The sequence below is a fragment of the Streptomyces sp. NPDC018610 genome (assembly GCF_044391765.1).
GTDB lineage: Bacteria > Actinomycetota > Actinomycetes > Streptomycetales > Streptomycetaceae > Streptomyces.
Genome location: NZ_JBISAL010000004.1, coordinates 132465 through 155324, shown reverse-complemented (window position 1 = coordinate 155324; position 22860 = coordinate 132465). Strand labels below are relative to the sequence as shown.

Here is a 22860-nt window from a genome sequence, read left to right as displayed (position 1 = left end):
CGCCTGACCGCGACGGGGCCGGCGGCGTGTCGGGCGGTGGTGCGCCGCCTCGCCGGGCAAGGGTGGCCGGCACACCTTGTGGAAGGACGAAGGATGGTCGAAGTCACCGCTCCGTACGCGACCGGTATCCCGTGCTGGGTCGATCTGATGGCGAAGGACCAGCAGGCCGCGCTGGATTTCTACCGTGATCTGTTCGGCTGGCAGGGGCAGCCCGGTCCGGCCGAGTTCGGCGGGTACGCGGTCTGCGAGCTCCGCGGCAGGGCCGCCGCCGGCATCGGCCCGGCGATGGCCCCGGAGGGGATGCCGGCGCCGCCGACGGTCTGGACGAGCTACCTGGCCGGTGCGGACGCCGAGGCGGTCCAGGAGGCGATCGCCGTCGCCGGCGGCACGGTGCTGGTCCCGGTGATGGACGTCGGGAACCTCGGCCGGATGCTGATCGCCGCCGATCCCCAGGGCGCGGTGTTCGGCGTCTGGCAGCCGGGCGAGTTCTCCGGCGCGCGGGTGGTCAACGAGGCGGGTGCGCTGACGTGGAACGAGCTGCACACCAGCGACGTGCCCGCCGCCACCGCCTTCTACGGCGAGGTGTTCGGCATCGAGATCGAACCGCTCGACGGCGCGGACGCCTACTGGGAACTCCGGGTGGGCGGCCGCGCGGTCGGCGGCGTCACCCTGCTCGCCGACGATCCGCCCGGCACCCCGGCGCACTGGCTGACCTACTTCGCGGTCGACGACGTCGACTCCGCCGTCGACGCCCTGGTCAAGCGCGACGGCACGGTCCTCGCACCGCCGTTCGACATGATGGCCGGCCGGATGACCGTGGTCGCCGACCCGCAGGGCGCCCCGTTCGCGATGATCAAGCCGGCTCCCCTGTAGACGCCCGCTCGTCCCGCTCCCGGGCCATGGGCGCCGGACGGCCCACGTCCCCGGGGCGCGGCCGCATGCGCGGGCCGCGCCCTTCAGGGCCTCTCGTTCGGATCACGCCGGGCTCGCGGGCCCAGGCCCCGCTCCCTGGCCCGGCCTGATCCGGACGAGAGACCCTGGAGCCGGTCCGCGTCAGCCGTACTCCGGTGTGCCGCGGGCGGGTAGGACGGGTGAGTCGGACGATCGAACCGGACGGCTGGTCAGCGGACCCGGACGGTCGCCGTCGGGGAGACCTGGTGGATCGAGGTGTGCCGGGACGTCCGGGACGACGCCTCGGTGAGCACACCGCGGAACTGCCACTGGCCGCGGTGCGCCGGGCGCACCGAGAACTTGAGGCTGCCGCCGCCGTTGTACCCGCCGCTCGAGCACCGCAGCGTCACCCACTTGCCCGTGCCGGAGCGTTCCTGCACGCAGAACCTGTTGTAGGTGGAGTTGTCGTCCGTGCCGTTTCCGGCGAGGTGGACGGACGAGCCGAGGCGCACGGTGTGCGGGCCCGCCGTGAAGGAGATGTCGGACTTCGCCCAGGCACCGGCCGCCGCGAGTCCGACGGTGGCCGCCGCCACCGCGCCGATGACCGTCCCCCGCAGTGCCGTACGGCGATCACGCTTGTTCATGGTTTCCCTCTCCCGGGATCGGTGAGTCGACCGCCGGGCCGGGCGGGACTGGTCAGGCTCCCGGCCGGTCCGGCGGACTTTCGCGAAGGAAGACAGTTCGTGCACGGCGGTCGTTGCCTCGGAAATGTCACCGTTTCGGAACACGCGCCGGTGTCCGTCCGAAGCCGTCCGGCGTGTGACACGTGTGTCCGCGCGTCCGGCGTGTCACGGCCGGGCGTCGGTGTAGCCGCGGGCCTGGACGAGCTCGCGGGCGAGGTCGGTGAAGGCACGTGCCGCGGCGCTCTCGTAGCCGCCGCGGCGACGCAGCAGGGTGACGGTGCGGGCGGGCAGTGCGGGTTCGAGGGGGACGGGGACGAGACGGAGGTGGTCGTGGGTCACGGCGTCAGGCAGCACGGTGGCGATCGGGGTGCGCCGGACGATCTCGACGAGGGCCTGCACGGAGTTGGCCTCCACCGCGATGCGCGGCTGCACGCGGTGGGCCGCGAAGTGCGCGTCGATGTGGCCCCGGGTGGCGAAGTCGCCGCTGAGCAGCGCGAGTTGCCGCTCCGCCAGTTCCTCGACGGGCAGCGGCCGGGGTGGGCCGTCCTCGGGGCGGCGCGCGCCGGTGACGAGGCTCAGGGTCTCCGTGAACAGCGTCGCGGCGTCGACGCCGGGCAGGTGGGCGCCGGCGAAGGCGATGCCCAGGTCGATGTCGTCGGCGAGCAGGGCCGACTCGATGCGGTCCTGGGGCATCTCCATGACGTTCAGGGTGACGCCCGGGTGGCGGTCGTACAGCTCGGCGACCAGGGGACCGACCAGATACGCGGTGAACGTCGGCGTCACGGCCAGGCGCAGATGACCTCGGGAGAGGTCCTGGACGTCCCGCAGGGCGCGCTGTCCGGCCGCAAGGTCCCGCAGGGCGCGGCGGGCGTGGCGCGCGTAGGTCTCGCCGGCGTCGGTGAGCCGCACCCGGCGGGCGGTGCGGTCGAGGAGCTGCGCGCCCACCGTCCGCTCCAGCTGCCTGACCTGCTGGGAAAGGGTCGGCTGGGAGATGCGCAGGTCCTCCGCGGCGCGAGTGAAGCTGCCGTGGTCGGCGACGGCGAGCAGATAACGCAGATGACGCAGCTCCGGAGTCATGGCGCAACTATAGATGTGAGCGATGGGAGTCATGCCCAAGGCGTCTTGGACTCTATAGACGCAGGTCATGCAAGGTGGACGCATCGGTCCGACGGGCCGGAAACCCACCGGAAGGAAGTGACCCATGCGCGACCTCGCCGAGGGCGTCAGGCGTTACCAGCGGGAGGTCCATCCCGCCAAGGCGGACCTGTTCGCCCGGCTCGCCGAGCACCACGGCCCGCACACGCTGTTCATCGGCTGCTCCGACGCCCGGGTGGTCCCCGAGCTGATCACGGCGAGCGAGCCGGGTGAGCTGTTCGTCGTGCGCACCGCGGGCAACCTGGTGCCGGCCCACGCGCCGGTCCCCGACGCCGTGACGGCCGCCGTCGAATACGCCGTCGCCGTGCTCGGGGTGTCCGACATCGTGGTGTGCGGGCACTCCGGCTGCGGCGCCATGACGGCACTGGCCCGGGCGCACGACCTCAGCGGTGTGCCTGCGCTCGCCCGGTGGCTGCGGCACGCCGACGCCTCGCGGGCCCGTACCGCCGCGTCCGGGGACGTCGCGGCGCTGGTGCGGCACAACGTGCTCGCCCAGCTGGCGAACCTGGCGACCCATCCCCCGGTCGCCCGCGGTCTGGCCGAGCGCACCCTCGCGCTGCACGGTTGGGTCTACGACATCGCCGGCGGCGGCGTCGAGACCCTCGGCGCCGTCCCCGAGGTCAACACGTCCGCGGCCTGACCTCCGGGCCCGGTCCCCTGGCCGCGCCCCTCGTCCCGGTCCCCGCCGTGCGGCAGCGGACCGGATGTTCCCCCACTCTTGAACCCAGGAAGGAAACACCTCTCATGGTGCACGCACAGTTCGACCCCGCCGCCCGGCAGGCCCTCGCCGTGACCGCCGTCGAGGCCAAGATCCGCAAGGACCTGAGCTGGCAGCGGATCGCGGACGCGGCCGGCCTGTCGGTGGCCTTCACCACCGCCGCCGTGCTCGGCCAGCACGCCCTGCCCGAGCCGGCCGCACAGGCCGTCGGCGAGCTGCTGGAGCTGGACGCCGACGCGGTGGCCCTGCTCCGGACGATCCCGACCCGGGGATCCGTCCCCGGCGGCGTCCCCACCGACCCGACCATCTACCGCTTCTACGAGATGCTCCAGGTGTACGGAACCACGCTCAAGGCGCTGGTGCACGAACAGTTCGGCGACGGCATCATCTCCGCGATCAACTTCAGGCTGGACGTGAAGAAGGTCGCCGACCCCGAGGGCGGCGAGCGGGCGGTCATCACCCTGGACGGCAAGTACCTCCCCACCCAGCCCTTCTGACCGCGGGGCCTTCCCCGACGCGGGATCGCACCGTCCGGCCCCGCATCCCACCACCGGGCCGGCGCGCGGGGGCGAACCGGCGGTCGACTCCGCCGGCCCGCCCCCTCGCCCGCCCGCTTCACCGAGAGACACGTGTGATGGACTTCGCGCAGCACACCATCGACATCGCCCGCCGCAACGTGGACGAGGGCGGCCGTCCGTTCGCCACCGTCGTCGTCAAGGACGGCGAGATCCTCGCCGAGAGCCCGAACCGGGTCGCCCAGACCGACGATCCCACCGCGCACGCCGAGATCCTCGCCATCCGTGCGGCGTGCACCGCCCTCGGCACCGAACACCTCGTCGGCGCCACGATCTACGTCCTGGCCCACCCCTGCCCGATGTGCCTGGGCGCGCTGTACTACTGCTCGCCCGACGAGGTCGTCTTCCTCACCACCCGCGACGCCTACGAACCGCACTACGTCGACGACCGCAAGTACTTCGAGCTCGACACCTTCTACGACGAGTTCGCCAAGAACTGGGACGAGCGCCGGCTGCCGATGCGGCACGAGCCCCGCGAGGACGCGGTCGACGTCTACCGGCGCTGGCAGGAGCACAACGGCGGCGAACGCCGGGTCGCCGGCGTGCCCACCGCGAACTGAGGGGGCGACCATGGGTCCCACCGTGCCGACCGCCGCCGAACTGCCGTTCCTGGAGCGTGCCGTCGAACTGGCGGCCGAAGCACTGCGGGCCGGGGACGAGCCGTTCGGCTCGGTCCTCGTCGGTCCCGACGGGCGGATCCCGGCGGAGGACCGCAACCGGGTGCGCACGCTCGACGACAGGACCCGGCACCCGGAGTTCACACCGGTCCGCTGGGCCACGGAACACCTCACCCCGCGAGAGCGGGCGGCGGCCGCCGTCCACCCCTCCCGGGAGCACTGCCCCATGTGCGCCGCCGCGCACGGCTGGGCCGGCCTCGGCCCCGTCGTCTACGCTCACTCGGCCGCCCAGTCGGCGCAGTGGCCGACCGAGCTGGGCGTGCCGCCGTCCCCGGTGCGCTGCCCGCCGATCCACGACCTGGTGCCCGGTCTGGAGGTGCGCGGACCGGTCCCGGCCCTGGCCGGCCGGGTGCGCGCGCTGCACCGCGACTTCCACGCACGGGTCGGCTCAGGCCGGCGCCTGAGGCCGGGCGCCGGAACGTGCTGGACCCCTTCGGGAACCGGGCGGGCGCAGCGGGGGCCGGGACGACCGAGGGCTCATGGTTCCCTCGGGAGCGGATGCCGTGGTCCTGTGGCGCCGGACGCCCCGTCGTCCCCGCCGCCGGCGCCGGCGATGCGGGTCAGGTCGGTCATCAGCGAGGCGAGCCAGGACGTCGTCGCGTAGTACAGGCGGGGTGCGCCCGGCGGCTGCGCGGTGTCCTCCGCGAGGGAGGGGTCGATCAGCGGCACCGGTGCGGTCGGGGTGTCGCCGCCGGGGTCCAGGGCCGCGGAGACCTGGAGCATCCGCCCGGCGACGCGGTCCCCCAGGGCGCCGACCGACTCGGCCGCCGCCGGACCGAGCTCCGTCCGGGGCGGCTCCACCAGGCGGGCGGAGCCCCACAGGGTGTGATGGGCGGCCATCAGCGTCGCCTGCCAGTCCACCACGGGCGACGCCGGCCGGCCCCCGCGTCCCGCGAAGGTGGCCGGTTCGCTCTGGTACTGGGCGTACGCGGACTCGGCGAGGACCAGTTCGTGGTGCAGCGACCGGTGGCCGGGCGCGGCGGGGGACGCGTCCGTGCCCGCGCCGCCCGCCACCGAGGCGCTGGTCGCCACGACGATCTCGGCGGCGCGGCGCATGAGTTCGGCGGTGACGCGGCGCAGCTCGTCGTGTGCGCCGCGGGGCCAGGCCAGCAGGCCGCAGACCATGCCGATCGCGCTGCCGACCAGCACGTCCAGCAGCCGGACCTCCGCCAGCCGCCAGGTCGTCGCCGCCAGTTGGGCGAAGACCAGGGCCACCAGCACGGTGAACATGCCCTGGGACCAGCCGACGCCCTTGACCGGTCCCACGGTGAAGGCGCACAGCATCACCATCGGCAGCACGGCGGCGTACACGACGGTGTGGGTGCCCACCAGGGTGAGGATTCCCGCGGTCACCAGGGCGCCGGCCAGCGTGCCCGTGAGCGCGCGGCGGACGGTGCTGCGGGTCTCGTCCAGAGTGGTCCGGGTGAGGGTGAGGGCGGCCAGCGTCGCCCAGAAGCCGTGCGACAGCGTGTCCACGCCTGCCACGAGGCGGGCCGCGGTCAGGGCCAGGGCGAGACGGACCGCGTTCTGGAAGAACACCGACCGGCGCCCGGCGTGGCCGCACGCCCGGTGCCACCACAGGGCCGGGAGCCGGACCCTGGCGTACCAGAAGCGGTTCGCGGGCACCTCCAGGGCGGTCCTCCGGCCGCGTACGGCGATGTCGGCCGCCATGGCCATGGCGAGCGTGGCGTCCGCGACGTCCAGCACGGCGGCGTGTTCGCGCAGTACGGCGGGCGGGAAGTCCGGCCCGGCCGCGGGCACCGTGGCCGCCTCCGGATCCGGGCCGGCCGCGAGGGACGCCAAGTGGGCGCGGGCGTCGGCCAGTTCCTCGTAGGCCGTCGTGGGCGACGGACCCGACCCCAGGCAGCTCGCGGTCGCCGTGGCGAGCGCGGCCACCGCGTTCAGCACCTCCTTCACGCAGGGCACGGGCGGGCGGCAGGCGGTGACGGGCAGCAGCGTCAGCCTGCTGAGCAGGGCCCGGGTGGCCAGTCCGGTCTGGGCCAGGGCGCGGTCGTGGACCCCGGGGCCGGCCGGGCGCTCCGCCTCCGGCACGTTCAGGGAGCGCAGGGCCTGGCCGGTCTGCCGGGCCTCCTCGGCGGCGGCGGCGCCCAGGGCGTACGGCGGCGCCGCGAGGAGGGTCGCGAAGCGCGCGGCGCTCAGTGCGGCGGCCGCGGCCCGTTCCCGGTAGGACGGCGGGTCGGGGTCGGTGAAGAGCAGCGCCTCGGACGCGGCGAGCAGGACCAGCCCGGCGGTCGTCCCGGTGAGGCGTTCGCCGAGCGTCGCGGGGTCGTAGGGCGGGAAGGACGGCAGGATGTAGAGGAGTTGCAGGCCCGGCGCCGCCCCGGCCCGGCGGGGCCCTCCGACGGCGGAGAAGGCGAGGACGAAGCCGACGACCAGCATGCCGACGACGGCGCTCCAGGTCCGCACGGACAGCCAGGTGCCGGCCGCCACGAGCACCCAGCTCGCCGGCAGCAGGCGCACGATGGTCCGGGCCCGCTGCCGCCCGGTGCCGGGGATCTTCGACAGTCCGCCCAGCGCGATGGCGCCGAAGAGGGCGTAGGTCGCCGCGACGGGGCGGTCGAAGCCGTAGCGGAACAGGTAGAAGCCGCCCGTGACGACGAGGGTGATCCGTACCGCGGCCCGCCCCGGGGCGATGTAGTCCCGGGGGATCCGACCGGCTGGGACACCGAACACCCCTCCAGGATCACGCAGCGGCGTGTGCCCGGCACTTCCGCGGGGCACACGCCGCTCGCGCCCGGCGCCCTGGGCGGAGCGGGGGCGCGGGCGCCTCGGTCAGAGGGCGAGCGTGACGGCGGCGGCGAGGCCGCCGAGGCCGAGGGCGAAGCCGGCCGGTTTCCAGCCGCCGCTCCCCCAGGGGAGGAACCGGTCGGCGGCCAGCCGGCCGGGGCCGGTGGCCGCGACGGCCAGGGCGACGACGGCGATGCAGACGCTGTACTCGACGCCGCCGTCCGTCTCCCACAGGCCGTGGGCGCCGGTGACCGTCACCATCGCGTTGATCATGACACCGATCAGCGCGGCGGCCGCCAGCGGTGTGAACAGGCCGAGGGCGAGACCGAGACCGCCGAGCGACTCGGACAGGCCCCCGATCACGGCGAAGAGCTTCCCCGGGTGATAGCCCAGGGCGGCGAACCCCTTGCCGGTCGTCGTCAGGCCCGGGCCCCCGAAGAGTCCGAAGAGCTTCTGGGCCCCGTGCGCGGCCATCAGCAGGCCGAAGGTCAGCCTGATGAGCAACAGCCCGAAGTCGGCGGCGGTCGCGGGCGCCACCGCTTCCTCGGACGAGACGTGAGCGGATGGAACATGAGTGGTGGAGAGGGGAAGGGTGAGAAGGCGTTTGGTCGACATGGCGGTACTCCGGTCGGGACGCCGGGAACGGGCGTTTCCCCCAGCTCGACGGGACGTCGAGCACCGGTGACGGGCGAGGCCCCCGCCGGACGGCGGATACGGCCCCGTGCCACCTGGACTTCTCGCCGCGTGCGGGCAGGGTGGGCCGGGGCGGTGGTCCGCGGGCGCGGGCGGCCGACGCCGTGTCAGTGGTCCTGGGGCATCCGGTCATCGCGATCGGTGTCGTCCGGGCCCAGCCGTACGCAGCACGCGCCGGGCTGGGGCGCCAGGAGCGCCTGGATTCCGTTGACCTGCAGGCCGCTGAGGCAGCCGCCGAGGAAGGCCTGGTTCATGCCGCACACCAGGTCGGGGGCCTTCGCGGCCAGGGGATGGAACGGGCAGTTGCGCAGCCGCAGCCGGGTGGGGGCCTCCCGGACGGGTTCGTAGCCGTACTGGTCGAGCAGGGCCTCGCAAACGGTCAGCCCGCGCTCGGGGCCCATGCGCCCGGGGCGGATCTCCTGCCGTGCGGCTTCGCCCAGCCGCCGGCCGCGCTCCCGTGCGCTGCGCATGGCCGCCTGGGTGGCGTTCTCACCGGCCTCCTCGGTCAGGACGGCGTCGAGGAGGAGGTCGGCGAGGAGTTCATGACGCCGGTCGGGGATGCTCACGGTGATCTGGGCGTCGGTGGGCTCGTACACCTTCGGCCGTCTGCCGACCTTACGGATCCCGCCGGGCGTCTCGTAATGGGCCCGCAGGAGGCCGGCGTCGACGAGCTTGTCGAGGTGGAAGGCGGCGAGCTTGCGGGAGATGCCGACGCTGGCGGCGGCCTCGTCACGGGTGACGGCGCGCCCTGCCCGGCGGATGAAGGTGAACATGCGCCGGCGTGAGTCCTCGCCCAGGACGCTGACGGAGTCGATGGCGCTGCCGACCGCGTCGGCCGACGCTGCCCGTTCGGAAGCCACGACACCAAGATAACCCTCACCGGCATGGGCGCAAGGGGTCGCTCGGCCCTGTGTCCCGCGCCCCTTGACGCTCGCCGGCAATAAGACCAAGAATCGTTAGTGAAATCGGAGGAGGCCGAGATGAGCGAGTACCCGTACCACGCCACCGCCCGGACGGACACGCACGCCGAGGAGGTCACGGCGCCGGCACGGCCCGCCCTGCGGGTGGTGCACGAGCCCGACGGGATCGACCTGGCCGCGGCCGAGGAGGCGGCCGGCCGGTTCCTCCACGCCCTCGGCATCTCCACCGCCTCCGAGAGCCTGCGGGGAACACCGGGCCGCATGGCCCGCGCCTACGCCGAACTGTTCAGTCCCCGCCCCTTCGACCTGACCACCTTCGCCAACGACGAGGGCTACGACGAACTCGTCCTGGCGCGCCGCATCCCCGTCCGGTCCGTGTGCGAGCACCATCTGCTGCCGTTCGTCGGCACCGCCCACGTCGGCTACCTGCCCGGCGCCCGCATCCTGGGCCTGTCGAAGCTGGCCCGCGTCGTCGAGCACTTCGCCTGCCGCCCACAGGTCCAGGAACGCCTGACCAAGCAGGTCGCCGACTGGCTGCAGACCCATCTGGAGCCCAAGGGGGTCGGCGTGGTGATCGAGGCCGAGCACGCCTGCATGACCCTGCGCGGCGTCCAGGCCACCGGTTCCACCACGATGACCTCCACCCTGCTCGGCCGGCTCCGGTCCGACGCCCGCTCCCGCGGCGAGTTCCTCGCCCTGACCGGCACCACCGTCTCCTGACCCGCCTGCCCGAGGAGACCGCGGCGCGCACGGACCGTGCGCCGGGCGCGCTCTCCCGGAGGGCACCGGCGCGCGCTCCGGCGGACGCGCGACGGCGCGCCCGCCCGGTCAGCCGCTCCCCGACGAGCGGGGCGCAGCCGCTCGCCGCGCCGCGTCCCACGCCCTGTTGACGCTCGGGGCCGCCACCCGCGCGACCACGGCCACCGCTAGTCCGGTGACCAGGTCCGTCACGTAGTGCCACCGCAGGTACAGCGTCGACGCGGGGACGACGACGAGCAGCGGGGACGTCAGCCAGAAGAGTCCGCGGCAGTCCCGCCAGGCGAAGAGCGCCATCAGGATGATCGTCGCGACGTGCAGACTGGGGAAGGCGTCCACGTCGGTGCTGTGCTCCAGGTAGTAGCTCCTGATCCCGAGCACGTCGCCCAGCGGGACGGTGAACCGGTCGGCCAGCCCGTACCAGGGGCCCACCGCGGGCAGCGCGAAGTACCCGACGTATCCCAGGCACTGGACGAAGACCAGCCCGAGCAGCAGGTCCGACCACTCCCGGTCGCGGCGTCGGGCCCACAGGAACCCGCCCAGCGCGAGCAGCGGAACCCACTCGCAGGCGTAGGCGAGAGCCATCACGGCCGTCGCGACCGGGCTGACCAGGTGGTCGAGCACGGGCACCGGGTCACGGTCGGCGAACAGCCACCGGTCCGTCGCCGCCAGCACGCGGTCGTAGTGTCCCGGATGCACCATCGGCACCGCCCAGCGCAGGCTGGGATAGACGGCCAGGCACGACGTCACCGCGATCAGGTCGCGGACCCGGCGGCACCAGTGCGGCCGCGGACCGTGCCAGGCGGGCAGCCGGACCGCCATGCCGCACCACACCGCGACCAGCGTCAGGGAGAGGGCGAGCGCGGCAAGGGAGTCCGAGTTCGTCACCGCGGACGGTCGGCTCACGGCGAGCACGGCCACGAGGGCGACGAAGGGCAGTGCGGCCGCTTCTTTGGGATCCAGCAGGCGAACGGCCGAGCCGATTCCGCTCCCGCCGCGGGTGGCGGCCCATGGACGCGGGATCCGCCCGTCGAGCGGGTACCTCGCGAAGCGGTGCCGAAGACCGGGTGTCGCCACGCTCGCTCCCTTCTGTGCACGCCGCACGGACGGGTGTCGACACGGGGGTGACCGGGGGCGTCGCGAAGTCGCGCCGGCCCGGACCGCCTCGGCCGCGCCCTGGAGGCGCACCTCGCCGCGGACGCAGATCCTATGTCACCGTGTGTGCTCGGCTGCCTGCGGCGCGCGATGTGGGCGGGCGGCCGCCAGGGCGGGAACGCCGCGTCCGGGGCGCCGAAACCGGCCGAGAAGCGCACGGGGGAGGCCGCGGGGACGGGCGCGCACGACGAGCGGGGCGCTCTGTGAACACACGAGCGTTCCTTCACTCACCCGGTTGGAGTCTGCTTCCTTCTCGGACGGCGGGCGGGCTCCGGCAGGACAGTGATACGGGTTCGGGCGTCCGGGGCCCGGTCGGTCGCCTCGCGGCCGGTCGTCGCCGGATTCCCTCCGCCCGATCCGCTGGATCGCTCCCCTTCCCCAGTTCGCGGTTCCCGAGGAGGACACACATGGTCGGCACGGTGCGACAGGACCCCGGTGTGGAAGGCGTGGACGGAGGAGTCGGGGTGACGGCGCTGCTGGTCGCCGCGGCACGGGCCATCGAGACGCATCGCGACGACAGCCTGGCCCGGGACGTGTACGCGGAGCACTTCGTGCGCGCCGCCCCCGCCTGCGAGGGCTGGCCGGTCCGGATGCACCAGGTCCCGGACGGGGACGCGAACCCGCTGTGGGGCCGCTTCGCGCGGTACTTCGGTCTCAGGACCAGGGTCCTCGACGACTTCCTGCTGCGATCGGTGCGGGCGGGCGCACGGCAAGTGGTCCTCTTCGGCGCGGGCCTTGACTCCCGGGCGTTCCGGCTCGACTGGCCCGAGGACTGTGTGATCTTCGAGATCGACAGGGAGGGCGTGCTGGCGTTCAAGCGTGAGGTGCTCGGCGGCCTGTCCGCCCTGCCGAAGGCGGAGCGTGTGCCGGTTCCCGTCGATCTGCGCGCCGACTGGGCGGGGGCGCTGGCCGACGCCGGCTTCGACGCGAGCGCGCCGACGGCCTGGCTGGCGGAAGGGCTGCTGTTCTACCTGCCCCCCGCCGCCGAGACCCACCTGATCGAGGCGGTGGACCGGTTGAGCGCGGGCGGGAGTGCCCTGGCCTTCGAGGTCAAGCTGGAGAAGGATCTGCTGGAGTACCGCGACAGCCCGCTCTACACGGCGACGAGGGACCAGATCGGCATCGACCTGCTCGACCTGTTCGACACTCGGCCGCGGCCCGACTCCGCCGGGAACCTGGCGGTCAAGGGCTGGTCCACCTCGGTCCTCACGCCTTTCGACTTCACCCGCCGGCACGGGCGCGGGCCGCTGCCCGAGCAGAACGACGCGCTGGCGGGCAATCGGTGGGTGTTCGCGGACAAGCCCTCGCTGTGACGCCGCGCGCGGCAAGAGGGTGAAGCAGGTCCGGTGGGAGGGCGGGGCCCCGGTCCGACATCGGATGCTGTTGGTTACCAACAGCATCCGACATCGGACCGGGGCCCGTCCCGGCGTCGGCCGCGGCTTCGTTCGGGCGTCGACCGCGGCCTCGTCCCGGGGGGCGGGCCTCGCTCCGTGGTGCCGGGCTCGGCGGACCGGCAGGGCGGCGGCGGTGTCCGTCGGGATCCCGGGGCGGTTCGCGCGTCAGCTTCCGCCGTCCGGGATCAGGACGGGTTTGACGACGCGGCCCGCGTCGCAGTCGCGTTCGGCCTCGTTGACGTCGCTGAGCGGATACGTACGGATCAGCTGGTCGAACGGGAACCGCCCGGCCCGCCACAGTGCCGTCAGCCGCGGAATCAGAAGACCGGGGACCGCGTCGCCCTCGCAGATGTGGGAGATCTGCCGGCCCCGGTCCAGTCCCCCTGGTTCCAGCGGCAGCGTGGTGTGGAGCCGTGCCACCAGGCCGAGACGGCCGGTCGGACGCAGGGCCTGGAGCGCGTCGTTGATCAGCCGGGCGGAGGCCGTGGTGTCCAGCGCGAACCGGGCGCCGCCGTCGGTCAGTCGCCGGATCCGGCCGGGCAGGTCGGGCGAGGCGGCGTCCAGCGGGAGGGCGTGGAAGCGCTCGGCGAGGGCCAGCCGTTCGGGGTACCGGTCCACGGCCACCGTCACCGCGCCGGCGGCCGTGGCCGCCATCACGGCCGCCAGGCCCACCGCTCCCGCGCCGAGGACCACGACGGTGTCGCCGGGGCCGGCGCCGAAGGAGTTCAGCACCGCTCCGGCACCGGTGAGGAAGCCGCAGCCGAGCGGGCCGAGCAGTTCGAGGGGCAGCGCGGGGTCGACGCGGACGGCGTTGCGGGCCAGGACCATCGCGTACGCGGCGAACGAGGACTGGCCGAACCAGCGGGGAGCCAGCGCGTTCCCGGCCGCGTCGGTGAACCGCGCCGCGTTCCGCTCCCGCCCGCCGAACAGGTTGAGCGGGGCGAAGGAGTCGCAGTAGGCGGGAGCCGCGCCCAGGCAGTTGCGGCAGTGTCCGCACGAGTCGAAGCTGAGCACGACATGGTCGCCGACGCTCAGCCCCGTGTCCGGGCCGCCGGTCTCCACGACCACCCCGGCTCCCTCGTGGCCGAGCACCGCCGGCAGCGGCGAGCGGCCCGCCGAGTGCCGGACCGCGAGGTCGGTCCGGCACATGCCGCAGCCCGCGACGCGGACCAGGATCTCGCCGTCGGCCGGTCCCGTCTCCAGGACCACGTCCTCGACGGTGAAGGGACTGTCGTACGAACGCAGTACCGCCGCGCCGAACTTCATGGTCACTCCTCCCCCGGCCGGTGTACGACGAACGGTCTGAGGTTGCCGTAGAGCCCCCACGGCCCGCCCGCGACGCCGACGCCGCTCTCCTTGACGCCGGCGAAGGGCTGGGCGAGGGACAGTTCGGCGTGGTGGTTGATCCACGCCGTCCCGCACTCCAGCCGGTCGGCCACCGCCTCGGCCCGGTCGAGGTCGGTCCCCCAGACCGAGCCGCCGAGTCCGAAGCCGGTGCCGTTGGCGCACTCCACGGCTTCGTCGACGCTCCGGTACGGCAGGACCGGCAGGACGGGGCCGAACTGCTCCTCGGTCACCACCGGGCTGTCGGCCGGCACGTCGGCCAGGACCGTCGGGGCGAAGAAGTAGCCCGGCCGGTCCAGCCGGTGCCCGCCGGCCGCGGCCCGGGCGCCGTCCGCCAGGGCCCGGTCGGTGTAGCGTTCGACGCGGGCCAGCTGGTCGGCGTTGTTGACCGGCCCGAGTCGGGTGCCGGGCTCCAGGCCGGGCCCGACGGCGACGCTCTTCGCGCGCTGCGCGAGCGCCTCGACCACCTCGGAGTACAGCCGGGCCGGGGCGTAGACGCGCTTGACCGCCATGCACACCTGCCCGCAGTTGCGGAACGCCGCCCAGAACAGGCGCTCCGCGACGGCTTCCACGTCCGCGTCGTCCAGGAGGATCGCGGCGTCGTTGCCTCCCAGCTCCAGGGTGATCCGGGCCAGCGACGCCGCCGCCCCCTCGGCGACGGCCCGCCCGGTGGGGATCGAGCCGGTGAAGGTCACATGCCGGATCCCCGGGTGGCGGGCGAGGCGGGCGCCGAGGGGTTCGCGGCCGGTGACGACGGTCAGTACGTCATCGGGCAGGGCGGCGGCGATGACGGACCCCAGCAGCCGTGTGGCGAGGGGCGTGTACGGGGAGGGTTTGAGCACCATCGTGTTGCCGGCGGCGAGCGCCGGGGCGAACTTGGCCGACGCCAGCTGGAGGGGGAAGTTCCATGGGACGATCGCGGCGACGGGTCCGATCGGGCGCCAGCGGATCTCGCTGCGCACCGGCCGGCCGTCCGTGATCTGCTGGGTTCCCGGGTCCAGCTCCGCGAAGTAGCGCAGCCGGGCGGCGGTGCGGGCGACCTCCGCGTGCGACTCGGTCAGGGGTTTGCCCTGTTCGCGGGTGAGCAGGGGGGCGAGCTCGGTCCCGGCGGCCTCCACGGCGTCGGCCGCGGCGAGCAGCGCCGTCGTACGGGCGGCCGGGTCGGACCGCCAGCCGCGCCAGGCGGCGTGCGCCCGGCCGACGACGGCGTCCAGTTCGTCCGGGCGCCGGTCGGGGGCTTCGTCGAAGGCCTGGCCCGTCGCCGGGTCGACGACGGCGAAGTGCCCACGGCGGGTGACGGACGCGGGGCGGGGGTGCGTGGCCGGCATGCCGGCGGTCAGCTCGCGGCGGCGACGGCCGGCCCGGAGTGCTGCCGCACGCACCGGTCCATCTCCGCCCTGAAGGCGGCCACCAGCTCCGGCCGGATCCGGCCGGCGTTGCGGTCGCCGCCCTCGCAGACCGCCCCGCGCACTCCCACGATGTCCGTGCCCATGCGGGCCAGTTCGTCGAGGTCGCCGGCCTTGACGCTGCCCGCGAGGGCGGCGAGCAGACCGGCCTCGTGGGCCAGCCGCACGAACGTGGCGCAGACGTCCGGCGGAGTGTGGTCGAACAGCCGGGTCCCGTCCTTGATCGCGGTGTCGAGCATGGCCCCGTCGGAGCCGGAACGGCGGGCGATGTCGGGCAGTGCGAGCGGGTTGACGCAGCCGATCCGATGGGCGTCGGCGTACCCCGACGCGACGACGAACGCGTCCGGCCGGAAGTCCTTCACCGCTCGGACGACCCCCCGCATGACGTCGATCGCCTGCTCGGGCGTGGTGCATCCGTAGAGGCCGACCTTGATGTAGGTGGCTCCGGAGACGGCCGCGCCGAGCGCCGCCTGGGCGACCGTGCCGGGCTTGTACGGCACGTCTCCCACCGTGGCGGACACCGGCTTGTCCACCGGGACCGCGTCGCGGATCTCCCTGATGACCCACGGGAAATTGGCCCCCAGCGAGCCCTCGTCGGGCTTCTTCACGTCGACGATGTCCAGGTGCTGCGCCGCCTTCGCGCATTCGAGGGCCTCTTCGACGCTGTCCGGGGAGATGAGAAGCAACAACGTGGACTCCTTCCGCCGTGTGACCCTCCGCCGGAAGACGGGGGTGCACGCCCGCCGCGATCGCTTGCGGTCCGCTCATCATCACCGCGGCCTCCGGCCGTCGGTAGAGCGCGCGGGCTCCCGGCGGCACGTCGCCGTGCTGTGCGCACCCCCTCAGTGCGCCGTCCGCTCCGGCGGGCGCCCGGCGCGGAGTCGAGGAGCCGTCACGCGGACCGTCGCGCCGGTGCGAGGCCGCGGCCGGCAGCGGCCGCGCGGGTAGTGTCGGTCCGTATGGACGACGTCGAACTGATGGAAGGCTCATCTGATTTCGGGCGTCTGGTCGCCGAGGTCGAGGCGAGCGGCGAGCGGGTCCGGGTCACCGAGGAGGGCGAGCCGGACAGGGTGCTGCTGGCGGCGGCCGAGCTGGCGGCATTGGAGTACTGGGCCGCGCGTCACCACAAGGGTGCGCGGCCCGAGGAGGAGCCGGCGCTCGGGTGTCCGCCGGGGCCGACGACGTACGGCCCTTACCTCGGACTCAGCCGTCCGCACGGCGGGATGACGCTCATCCGGGGCTCGGTGGTCGTGGCCGAGCTGCGCGACGCGGAAGCGGTGGCGTGGTTGGAGGAGCAGGCCGGGTACGGGCGCGGGGGGAACATGGGCCCGAAGCAGTCGGCGGCGTTCGCCGAGTTCCTCGCCCGTCAGGCGCCCGACGGCGACGGGCGCTGAACGACGGGCCGGTGCCCGCCCGCGAGACAGGAGTCACGGCCCGTGGCGCCGGCGGACCCACACGCGCGGGTGGGACCGCCGGCGCCACGAGGAGCACCGTCAGGAGGACAGCCGCCACTTCTGCGCGGCACTGCCGTTGCAGGTGTACAGCTGCACCTGTGTGCCCTCGACCGTGCTGGAGTTCGGGTCGTCCAGGCACAGGCCGGAGTGGGTGTTGATCAGTTGGCCGGAGGCGGTGGCTCTCCATTGCTGGGCGCCGCTGCCGTTGCACGTCCACAACTGCACGTGAGTGCCGTCGGTCGTGCCGCTGTTCGCGGCGTCCAGGCAGGCGCCCAGTACCCGGAAGGTGCCGTCCGCCGCCGACGTCCAGCTCTGGGCGGGTGTGGCGTCGCAGCCCCACAGCTGGACGGGGTTGCCGTTCGTGGTGGCGGAGGACCGGTCGTCCAGGCACAGGGTGGAGGAGACGCCCGCGGTGACGGCGCCGGTGCGGGCGGGCGGCGCGGCCGGCAGCTTCCACGTCTGCGCCGCGGACTTGTTGCAGGTGTACAGCTGCAGCTGGGTCCCGGTGGCGGAGGTGCCGGCCGGGTCGTCCAGGCACAGTCCGGAGTGCGGGTTGACGAGTGAGCCGTCGTCTCCGGGCGTCCACTGCTGGGCGGCGCTGCCGTTGCACGTCCACAACTGCACATGGGTGCCGTTGACCGTGCCGCTGTCGGCGGCGTCGAGGCACTTGCCGAGGGTGCGGATCGTGCCGTCGGCGGCGATCACCCAGTCCTGGGCGTAGCTGCCGTTGCAGGTCCAGATCTGCGCGTGGGTGCCGTCGGCGGTGCCGGAGCCGGCGGCGTCGACGCACAGCGAAGAGGACACGCCTGAGGTGACGGGTCCGACCCGGGGCCGGACCGGTGTGCCGAGGTCGCCGCCGTAGGAAGGGGGCGCCTGGCCGGCCGCGGCGGCCCAGGAGGTGTCGGCGGTGGTGCCCAGTGTGTAGGCGAGGGTGCCGCCCGTGGTGAGGGCGGAGGCGGGAGCGTACGCGTTGTTCCACGGCGAGCCGTCGAACGTCGCGGACTGCACGTAGGGGGCGTTGTCGGCGGCGCCGTCGCCGTTGACGGTCAGCGTCCTGCCCGACGGCAGGGCGAGGGCGATCTGCGGGAACAGCGGGGAGCCCAGCGCCAGGTCGGAGGTGCCCGGCGTCATGGGGTACATGCCCAGCGCGGACCACACGTACCAGGCGCTCATCGCGCCGAGGTCGTCGTTGCCGTCGGCCAGCCCGCCGGGGGTGTTCGCCCAGATCTGGTCCTGGATGTGCCGGACGGCGGCCTGCGTCTTGTAGGGGCGGCCGATGTAGTCGTACTCCCAGGGCAGTTCGATGCTGGGTTCGTTGCCGACCCAGGCGTACCCCTTGTCGCCGGTGTAGCTGCGCAGCACGGTGTCCAGGTAGTCGTTCATGGCCGTGTCGCCGCCCTTGGCCGCGGCCAGGCCGGCCACGTCGAAGGGCACCATGCCGGTGTAGATCCAGGAGTCGGCCTCGACCATGTCGGTGCCGCTGGTGGGGTCGAAGCCGCCGGTCCAGGTGCCGTCGGCGTTGCGCGGCTGGACGAACCCGGACGCCGGGTTCAGCACGTCGCGCCAGTCCTGCGCGCGGTGGGCGTAGGTGTGCTGGGTGTCGGTGTCGCCGAGCGCGCCGGCGAACGCGGCGAGCGCGAAGTCGGCGGTGTCGTACTCCAGGGTGGTGGCGACGGGACCGTAGAAGTTGCAGCAGCCGTAGCTGCCGTCGTGCGGCATGTAGCCCGGCGCGTCCAGGTAGTTGAGGCCGGGGCGGTTGTTGTTGGGCTTGCTCGCCTCCGCGATCATGTCCTTCAGGGCGGTGGCGGTGTCGAAGTCGCGGGCCCCGAAGGCGTAGTAGTCGGCGATCATCGCGGCGGCCGGGTCGCCGACCATCACGTACGACTCGCCGTTGTTCTCCGACCACTTGGGGAACCGGCCGGTCTGCGCGTAGTCGTCGAGCATCGACTGGGCGGTGTCGGAGGCCGCCTGCGGTGCGATGAGGGCTTCCAGCTGCGACTGGGTGCGGTAGACGTCCCAGCCCGAGTAGTTGGCGTAGACCGCCTTGTGGCCGGGGTCGACGGTGTGCGGGGCGCCGTCGAAGCCGGGGTAGTGGCCGTCGGTGTCGCTGATGACGTTCGGGTGCAGCAGGGAGTGGTAGAGCGCGGTGTAGAACTGCGTCTGCTGGTCGGTGGTGCCGCCCGAGACGCGGGCCTTGCCCAGCAGGGTGTTCCAGGCGCCCTTGGCGGCGTCGCGGGTGGCGGCGAAGTCCCAGCCGGCGTTCTCGGCGGTGCGGTTGGCGACCGCGCCCGCCTGCGACACGTACGAGACGCCGACCTTGGCCTGGACGACGGGGCGGGAGGTGGTGTCGAAGGTGACGTACCCGCTGGAGGGCGCCGCCTGCGGTGCGGCGGGCGTCGCGGGCGTCCGCGTCTTGGGCGTCGTGCCGTGCAGCCGCGGCGACTCGAACGGTTCCGCGGTGTTCCTGGACGCGCGCGGGGTCGCGGTCGGGGCCTTGGCGGCGGGTGCGACGGCGGTGCCCTGGCCGGCGAAGGGCCGGTCGAAGACCATGTCGAAGTAGACGGTGTAGGTGTTGCCCGCCCCGCAGAAGTGCCCGCTGGTGACCTGTCCGCTCACCTCGGTGTCCGACACCTTCGTGAACCGGGTGGCGGTGGCGGTGCTCTGGCTGCCGGCGAGCTTGAACACCAGGTTGGACCGGCTGCTCGCCGGGAAGGTGAAGCGGGCCATGCCGCTGCGGGTCGTCGCCGTCAGCTCGGTGGTCACCCCGTTGCCGAGGCCGACCTTGTAGGAGCCCGCCGTGGCGGACTCGGCGCCGTGGGAGAACGAGGCGACGGCCCCGGCGTCGACCGCGCCGACCGTGGGCAGGACGGGTACGTCCCCGGCCGCGCCGCAGCCCGGGCCCGCGATGTGGGTCAGGCTGAACCCGGTGATCGAGGAGTCCTTGTACTCGTAGCCGCCGCCGTCGGGGCGCGAGGGGGTGTCCGGGCTCCACTGGACCATGCCGAACGGGACGTCCGCGCCGGGGAAGTCGTCGGCCGCGTTCGAGGTGCCGATGAACGGGTTGACGAGCGAGGCCGGGTCGGTGACGGGTGCGGCCTGTGCTCGCGCGGCGCCGGTCGGCGTAGCGGGCGCCGCCTGGGCGGGGAGGGCCGCGAGGCAGGCCAGCGCGGTGCCGATGCCGATGACCGCGCTGAGGGCGCGGCCTCTGGGGCGGCGCGGGCCGCGTAACGATCCTTGTGACGTGCGCATGACAGATTGACGCATCGCCTTACTCTCCTTCGGGGGTGCGGCGAGACACTTTGACAACGTTGTCACAACGCTGGGCGGGGTGGGAGAGCGCTCGCGTCGAAGTTAGTGAGGAGGAGGGAGCCCGTCAATGGGTCGGAGCATGAGGGCAGTTGGGCCGGGAGGCGAGCCTTCGCGGTCGAGTCCCGCAGCGCCGGCGAGGCAGAGCCTCCGGCCCCTCGAAGGGTGCCGGAGGCTCCGCGGCCCCTGTGCGGCGCGCCGCCCGAAGGCCTTGGCGTCCGCCAGGCGTCGCGGCTCGAGCGCGTCGACGGTCCCCGCTCCCAGCCCCGGGGTGTCCCGCCAGGCCCGCAGCTTGCGGGCCACTCCCCGCACCTTCGGATGGGTGGGCCCGAGGGCCATCTCGAAGTGCGACTCGCACGGCGTCGAGCCGGTTGCGCGAGCCGGGTCCGAACGAGGTGTCGAGTTCCCGGGCCTGATCGAGCTGGTTCTCGCCGAACGCGCCTGACCGCCGGCCGCCTCGCGGGCGCGGCGGGCGGGGCCGGGCCGTCGGGACCCGAGGCGGCGTCCGGTCGCCGGATCGCTCGGGCGGTTCCACGTCGTGCCCGCCGGCCGGCCTCCGGGAGTCGGACGCGGACCGGCAGGCGCGATGGTGCGTGACCGGGGGTGTGGCGATCGTGTCGCGCGAGCGGGAGGTCGACGGGCTGGACAAGGCCGTCGCGGTCACCGTCGCCGCGGCGCTCTTGCTCCGGGAGCTCGCCAGTGGAGCGCGCTCGTCCGCACCCCGAGCCTTGGGGGCCCCGTCGCCACCTACCGCGTGGCCGGCTCCGAGCGGCTCCCCGAGGGCCGGGACCGTCGCCCCGACGCCTGACGTCCGGCGGGGCGGCGGTCACCTAGGGCGTGTTTCGAAAGTGGCGCTGTCCGCCCGAAGGGCGGGCCCCGCGGCGTCTGGTGCGTGTGATCGCAAGGCGGAGGGTCGTCCTCGTACTGGGCGTACGTGGACGATCCCGACAACGCGGCGAGCGCGCGTGCCAGGCGTCGCGGGGCAGGCGGGACTTTCGAAACACGCCCTAGGCTTGTTCTTTATCTACCAGGACCTGCCAGGCTTGCCGATGGCCTTGAGAGTCTCGGGGCGTTTGACGGTTTTGCCGACGTCGTAGCGGGGTGCCCGGTGTTTGTTCTTGGCGCCGGGTGGCCGTCCGGGGCCGGTGCCTCTGGGTTTGGGAACACGGGTCGGGCAGGCGAGGTGAGCGCGGATGTTCCTGAACCCCCGGCGGCCCCGGGCCGGGGTGAGCCGGTCGGATGTGGTGGGTTTCTCCCAGGGCCGGCGGAGGTCTTCTGCGAGAGGCCGGGCGAGCCGGAGCTGGGTGTGGGCGACGATCAGGATCCAGGTCCAGCGGTCCGCCACCTCGGGAGTACGGAGCTTCGGAGTGGTCCAGCCCAGGGTCTGCTTCGCGAACCGGAAGGTGTGCTCCAGATCGAAGCGGCGGAGAAATGCCTGCCAGAAGCGGTCAACGTCGTCCGGAGTGGCGCCGGTCTTGGAGGACCACAACCACACCGGCGGGGCATCACGGTCCTTCGACAGATGCTCGACCTTCAACCGGATCAACGTCCCCTCTACCAGGGGAAGTTCACCGTCATGGTCGAGCCAGGACGAGCGGTGGGTGAGCCGGGGGTGGACCCGATCCCACGCCTGGGTCTCGGCCTTGCCGTAGTTGGTGGTGGCGGTGACCGTGGCGATCGCGGGCTCGGGCCAGATCTCCGGCTTGGCGAAGCGGAATTCCGGGCCGTGCTTGGACGGCCGGCCGTTGGTTCCTGGCTGGCGGGGCGGTCTCGGCAGGCGCATGACCCGGTCGGAGCGGATCCGGCCGACCAGCTCGACCGGCAGATCGCGCAGGACCCAGGCCAGGCGGGTGATGTCGTAGCCGGCGTCGCTGACGATCACGATGTGTGGGTCCCCGCTCTGCCACTGGCCCGCGGTGATGAGCCGTTCAACGACTCCTCGGAGCTGGGCGGCGGTGATCGCGGTCGCGTCGTCCGCAGGTCCCAGCCGGACCGCGTCCAGGATCGCGGTCCATGACGTGGCACCCGGCTCCAGCACGGCGACAAAGGAGTACGGCCAGCCCGGGATGAACTGTGAGGCCGTCTTCGCCCGGCCGTAGACGTGGCAGAACAGCCGGTCCGCCGAGCAGGGCGCGTCCGAGCGGAGCCACGGCGACACGTCGACCGCCAGGACCAGGCGCCCGCCGTCGAAGCGCGGCAGCGACAGCCCGGCCAGTACGGTCCGCAGCCGGCCGACGTCGATCCGGCCGTGGTTCAGGCCGCCGTACATCGCTCCGTGCCCACGACGATGTTCGGGCAGCAGCGTCAGGTCCACCGGGGACTTCACCGCACCGTCCGCACACAGCACCGCGTCCACCAGCTCGAACAACTCGTCACGCCGGGCGGTCAGACACTCATAGAACTCACCTCGGAAGGCTGACGCTTGCGCGAACGCTTCCCTCCGGACAGCACCAGGCAGAAGACTCACCCTCACGGCCTTCGTCTTGGTCACGTGCACCTTGGTCGGAGCACATGATCAGACGAAGGCCGTTCCCGCGTCCGGTGATTGTCGGGCTTACGATCAAGTTCGACGGCCGTTCGAGGCCCACATGGGGGCGCAATGTCAAAGATCGCTCAGTGGCTCAAGGACTGGCATGCCGCACATCAACACGAGCTTCGCTCTCGTGGGATCAGCTCTGCGGTGAAGCGGCCCGCCCCAGGAACCCCATCCCGAGGGCGGCCGAAGGCCACGGCAGTGAGCCTCACACTGGAATCAGACGAGCGCACGGGGATGGTGTTCCTCTGGGAATCGGGTGCCACTTCACTGCTCTTCATCGACTCCGGAAGCGAACACACCTGGCAGGACCAACCGGTGCTCACCTCCGAGAACGAACTGCCACAGATCCTGGCGCCCCTCGTGAAGCTAGTCGAAGCAGCTGCCGACGGTAGTTAAAGAACAAGCTAGGCGGAGGCGCCGGGCGCCTCGGCCCCGGGCACGGTCGTGCC

At 73.3% G+C, this 22860-nt stretch carries 18 protein-coding genes and 1 pseudogene; 8 read left to right on the top strand and 11 right to left on the bottom strand.

Annotated features, from left to right (window positions below; translation table 11 throughout):
• Nucleotides 1–93: 93 nt before the first annotated feature.
• The gene (locus tag ACH5A8_RS12555) at nucleotides 94–873 is read left to right on the top strand and encodes a VOC family protein (RefSeq protein ID WP_399000906.1); all 780 of its coding nucleotides are present in this window, start codon (nucleotides 94–96) and stop codon (nucleotides 871–873) included.
• A 248-nt stretch (nucleotides 874–1121) separates the two neighbouring features.
• Here ACH5A8_RS12555 and ACH5A8_RS12550 read toward each other — a convergent pair whose 3' ends face one another.
• Both ACH5A8_RS12550 and cynR read right to left on the bottom strand, forming a co-directional pair.
• Nucleotides 1122–1535, bottom strand: coding sequence for a hypothetical protein (locus ACH5A8_RS12550; RefSeq protein ID WP_399000904.1), 414 nt, complete (start codon nucleotides 1533–1535; stop codon nucleotides 1122–1124).
• A 204-nt stretch (nucleotides 1536–1739) separates the two neighbouring features.
• The gene (gene cynR, locus ACH5A8_RS12545; RefSeq protein ID WP_399000903.1) at nucleotides 1740–2651 is read right to left on the bottom strand and encodes a transcriptional regulator CynR; all 912 of its coding nucleotides are present in this window, start codon (nucleotides 2649–2651) and stop codon (nucleotides 1740–1742) included.
• Between the two features lie 124 nt (nucleotides 2652–2775).
• On the opposite strand from cynR, the gene ACH5A8_RS12540 reads away from it, so the two are divergent.
• From ACH5A8_RS12540 to ACH5A8_RS12525, 4 genes and pseudogenes are all read left to right on the top strand, one after another.
• The gene (locus ACH5A8_RS12540) at nucleotides 2776–3369 is read left to right on the top strand and encodes a carbonic anhydrase (RefSeq protein ID WP_399000900.1); all 594 of its coding nucleotides are present in this window, start codon (nucleotides 2776–2778) and stop codon (nucleotides 3367–3369) included.
• A gap of 104 nt (nucleotides 3370–3473) precedes the next feature.
• Nucleotides 3474–3944 (top strand): cyanase, encoded by a 471-nt coding sequence (gene cynS / locus ACH5A8_RS12535; protein WP_399000898.1) that lies wholly within the window; start codon nucleotides 3474–3476, stop codon nucleotides 3942–3944.
• A gap of 137 nt (nucleotides 3945–4081) precedes the next feature.
• Entirely contained in the window at nucleotides 4082–4582 is a 501-nt protein-coding gene (locus ACH5A8_RS12530; protein WP_399000895.1) for a nucleoside deaminase, read from the top strand.
• A 10-nt stretch (nucleotides 4583–4592) separates the two neighbouring features.
• Nucleotides 4593–4913, top strand: a pseudogene (locus ACH5A8_RS12525) (nucleoside deaminase); the annotation flags it as partial.
• A 263-nt stretch (nucleotides 4914–5176) separates the two neighbouring features.
• Here the strand turns inward: ACH5A8_RS12525 and ACH5A8_RS12520 are convergent.
• The 3 genes from ACH5A8_RS12520 to ACH5A8_RS12510 form a co-directional block, all read right to left on the bottom strand.
• Nucleotides 5177–7393, bottom strand: coding sequence for an FUSC family protein (locus ACH5A8_RS12520; protein ID WP_399000893.1), 2217 nt, complete (start codon nucleotides 7391–7393; stop codon nucleotides 5177–5179).
• 99 nt (nucleotides 7394–7492) lie between these two features.
• Nucleotides 7493–8062 carry a DoxX family protein gene (locus ACH5A8_RS12515; protein WP_399000891.1) on the bottom strand — a complete coding sequence of 190 codons (570 nt, stop codon included), beginning with the start codon at nucleotides 8060–8062 and terminating at the stop codon, nucleotides 7493–7495.
• 185 nt (nucleotides 8063–8247) lie between these two features.
• Entirely contained in the window at nucleotides 8248–9000 is a 753-nt protein-coding gene (locus ACH5A8_RS12510; protein WP_399000889.1) for a helix-turn-helix transcriptional regulator, read from the bottom strand.
• A gap of 120 nt (nucleotides 9001–9120) precedes the next feature.
• Here ACH5A8_RS12510 and folE point away from each other — a divergent pair, with 120 nt between their 5' ends.
• Nucleotides 9121–9780: a GTP cyclohydrolase I FolE gene (gene folE / locus ACH5A8_RS12505; protein WP_399000887.1), complete on the top strand. Its 660-nt coding sequence runs from the start codon at nucleotides 9121–9123 to the stop codon at nucleotides 9778–9780.
• 108 nt (nucleotides 9781–9888) lie between these two features.
• Here folE and ACH5A8_RS12500 read toward each other — a convergent pair whose 3' ends face one another.
• The gene (locus ACH5A8_RS12500; RefSeq protein WP_399000885.1) at nucleotides 9889–10893 is read right to left on the bottom strand and encodes a phosphatase PAP2 family protein; all 1005 of its coding nucleotides are present in this window, start codon (nucleotides 10891–10893) and stop codon (nucleotides 9889–9891) included.
• A 485-nt stretch (nucleotides 10894–11378) separates the two neighbouring features.
• On the opposite strand from ACH5A8_RS12500, the gene ACH5A8_RS12495 reads away from it, so the two are divergent.
• Complete coding sequence (locus ACH5A8_RS12495) at nucleotides 11379–12284, top strand: class I SAM-dependent methyltransferase (RefSeq protein ID WP_399000883.1); 906 nt, start codon at nucleotides 11379–11381, stop codon at nucleotides 12282–12284.
• Nucleotides 12285–12530: 246 nt separating this feature from the next.
• Here ACH5A8_RS12495 and ACH5A8_RS12490 read toward each other — a convergent pair whose 3' ends face one another.
• From ACH5A8_RS12490 to ACH5A8_RS12480, 3 genes are read right to left on the bottom strand one after another with little or no spacing between them, the layout of a single operon-like run.
• Nucleotides 12531–13631, bottom strand: a complete 1101-nt coding sequence (locus ACH5A8_RS12490) for an NAD(P)-dependent alcohol dehydrogenase (RefSeq protein ID WP_399000881.1) — start codon at nucleotides 13629–13631, stop codon at nucleotides 12531–12533.
• A 2-nt stretch (nucleotides 13632–13633) separates the two neighbouring features.
• Nucleotides 13634–15037, bottom strand: a complete 1404-nt coding sequence (locus ACH5A8_RS12485; protein ID WP_399001490.1) for an aldehyde dehydrogenase family protein — start codon at nucleotides 15035–15037, stop codon at nucleotides 13634–13636.
• Nucleotides 15038–15045: 8 nt separating this feature from the next.
• On the bottom strand, nucleotides 15046–15804 hold the full coding sequence (locus tag ACH5A8_RS12480; protein WP_399000878.1) for a (5-formylfuran-3-yl)methyl phosphate synthase: 759 nt from the start codon (nucleotides 15802–15804) through the stop codon (nucleotides 15046–15048).
• A 270-nt stretch (nucleotides 15805–16074) separates the two neighbouring features.
• On the opposite strand from ACH5A8_RS12480, the gene ACH5A8_RS12475 reads away from it, so the two are divergent.
• Nucleotides 16075–16509, top strand: a complete 435-nt coding sequence (locus tag ACH5A8_RS12475) for a type II toxin-antitoxin system Phd/YefM family antitoxin (RefSeq protein WP_399000876.1) — start codon at nucleotides 16075–16077, stop codon at nucleotides 16507–16509.
• A 99-nt stretch (nucleotides 16510–16608) separates the two neighbouring features.
• Here ACH5A8_RS12475 and ACH5A8_RS12470 read toward each other — a convergent pair whose 3' ends face one another.
• Entirely contained in the window at nucleotides 16609–19833 is a 3225-nt protein-coding gene (locus ACH5A8_RS12470; protein WP_399000874.1) for a lectin, read from the bottom strand.
• A 1066-nt stretch (nucleotides 19834–20899) separates the two neighbouring features.
• Entirely contained in the window at nucleotides 20900–22342 is a 1443-nt protein-coding gene (locus ACH5A8_RS12465; RefSeq protein ID WP_399001488.1) for an NF041680 family putative transposase, read from the bottom strand.
• Nucleotides 22343–22860: the final 518 nt, after the last annotated feature.

What these genes read in the sequence shown, in the direction of transcription:
- ACH5A8_RS12555 (WP_399000906.1), top strand. Translation starts at nt 94, where the DNA reads ATGGTCGAAGTCACCGCTCCGTACGCGACCGGTATCCCGTGCTGGGTC.
- ACH5A8_RS12550 (WP_399000904.1), bottom strand. Translation starts at nt 1,535, where the DNA reads ATGAACAAGCGTGATCGCCGTACGGCACTGCGGGGGACGGTCATCGGC.
- cynR (WP_399000903.1), bottom strand. Translation starts at nt 2,651, where the DNA reads ATGACTCCGGAGCTGCGTCATCTGCGTTATCTGCTCGCCGTCGCCGAC.
- ACH5A8_RS12540 (WP_399000900.1), top strand. Translation starts at nt 2,776, where the DNA reads ATGCGCGACCTCGCCGAGGGCGTCAGGCGTTACCAGCGGGAGGTCCAT.
- cynS (WP_399000898.1), top strand. Translation starts at nt 3,474, where the DNA reads ATGGTGCACGCACAGTTCGACCCCGCCGCCCGGCAGGCCCTCGCCGTG.
- ACH5A8_RS12530 (WP_399000895.1), top strand. Translation starts at nt 4,082, where the DNA reads ATGGACTTCGCGCAGCACACCATCGACATCGCCCGCCGCAACGTGGAC.
- ACH5A8_RS12515 (WP_399000891.1), bottom strand. Translation starts at nt 8,062, where the DNA reads ATGTCGACCAAACGCCTTCTCACCCTTCCCCTCTCCACCACTCATGTT.
- folE (WP_399000887.1), top strand. Translation starts at nt 9,121, where the DNA reads ATGAGCGAGTACCCGTACCACGCCACCGCCCGGACGGACACGCACGCC.
- ACH5A8_RS12495 (WP_399000883.1), top strand. Translation starts at nt 11,379, where the DNA reads ATGGTCGGCACGGTGCGACAGGACCCCGGTGTGGAAGGCGTGGACGGA.
- ACH5A8_RS12490 (WP_399000881.1), bottom strand. Translation starts at nt 13,631, where the DNA reads ATGAAGTTCGGCGCGGCGGTACTGCGTTCGTACGACAGTCCCTTCACC.
- ACH5A8_RS12485 (WP_399001490.1), bottom strand. Translation starts at nt 15,037, where the DNA reads ATGCCGGCCACGCACCCCCGCCCCGCGTCCGTCACCCGCCGTGGGCAC.
- ACH5A8_RS12475 (WP_399000876.1), top strand. Translation starts at nt 16,075, where the DNA reads ATGGACGACGTCGAACTGATGGAAGGCTCATCTGATTTCGGGCGTCTG.
- ACH5A8_RS12470 (WP_399000874.1), bottom strand. Translation starts at nt 19,833, where the DNA reads ATGCGTCAATCTGTCATGCGCACGTCACAAGGATCGTTACGCGGCCCG.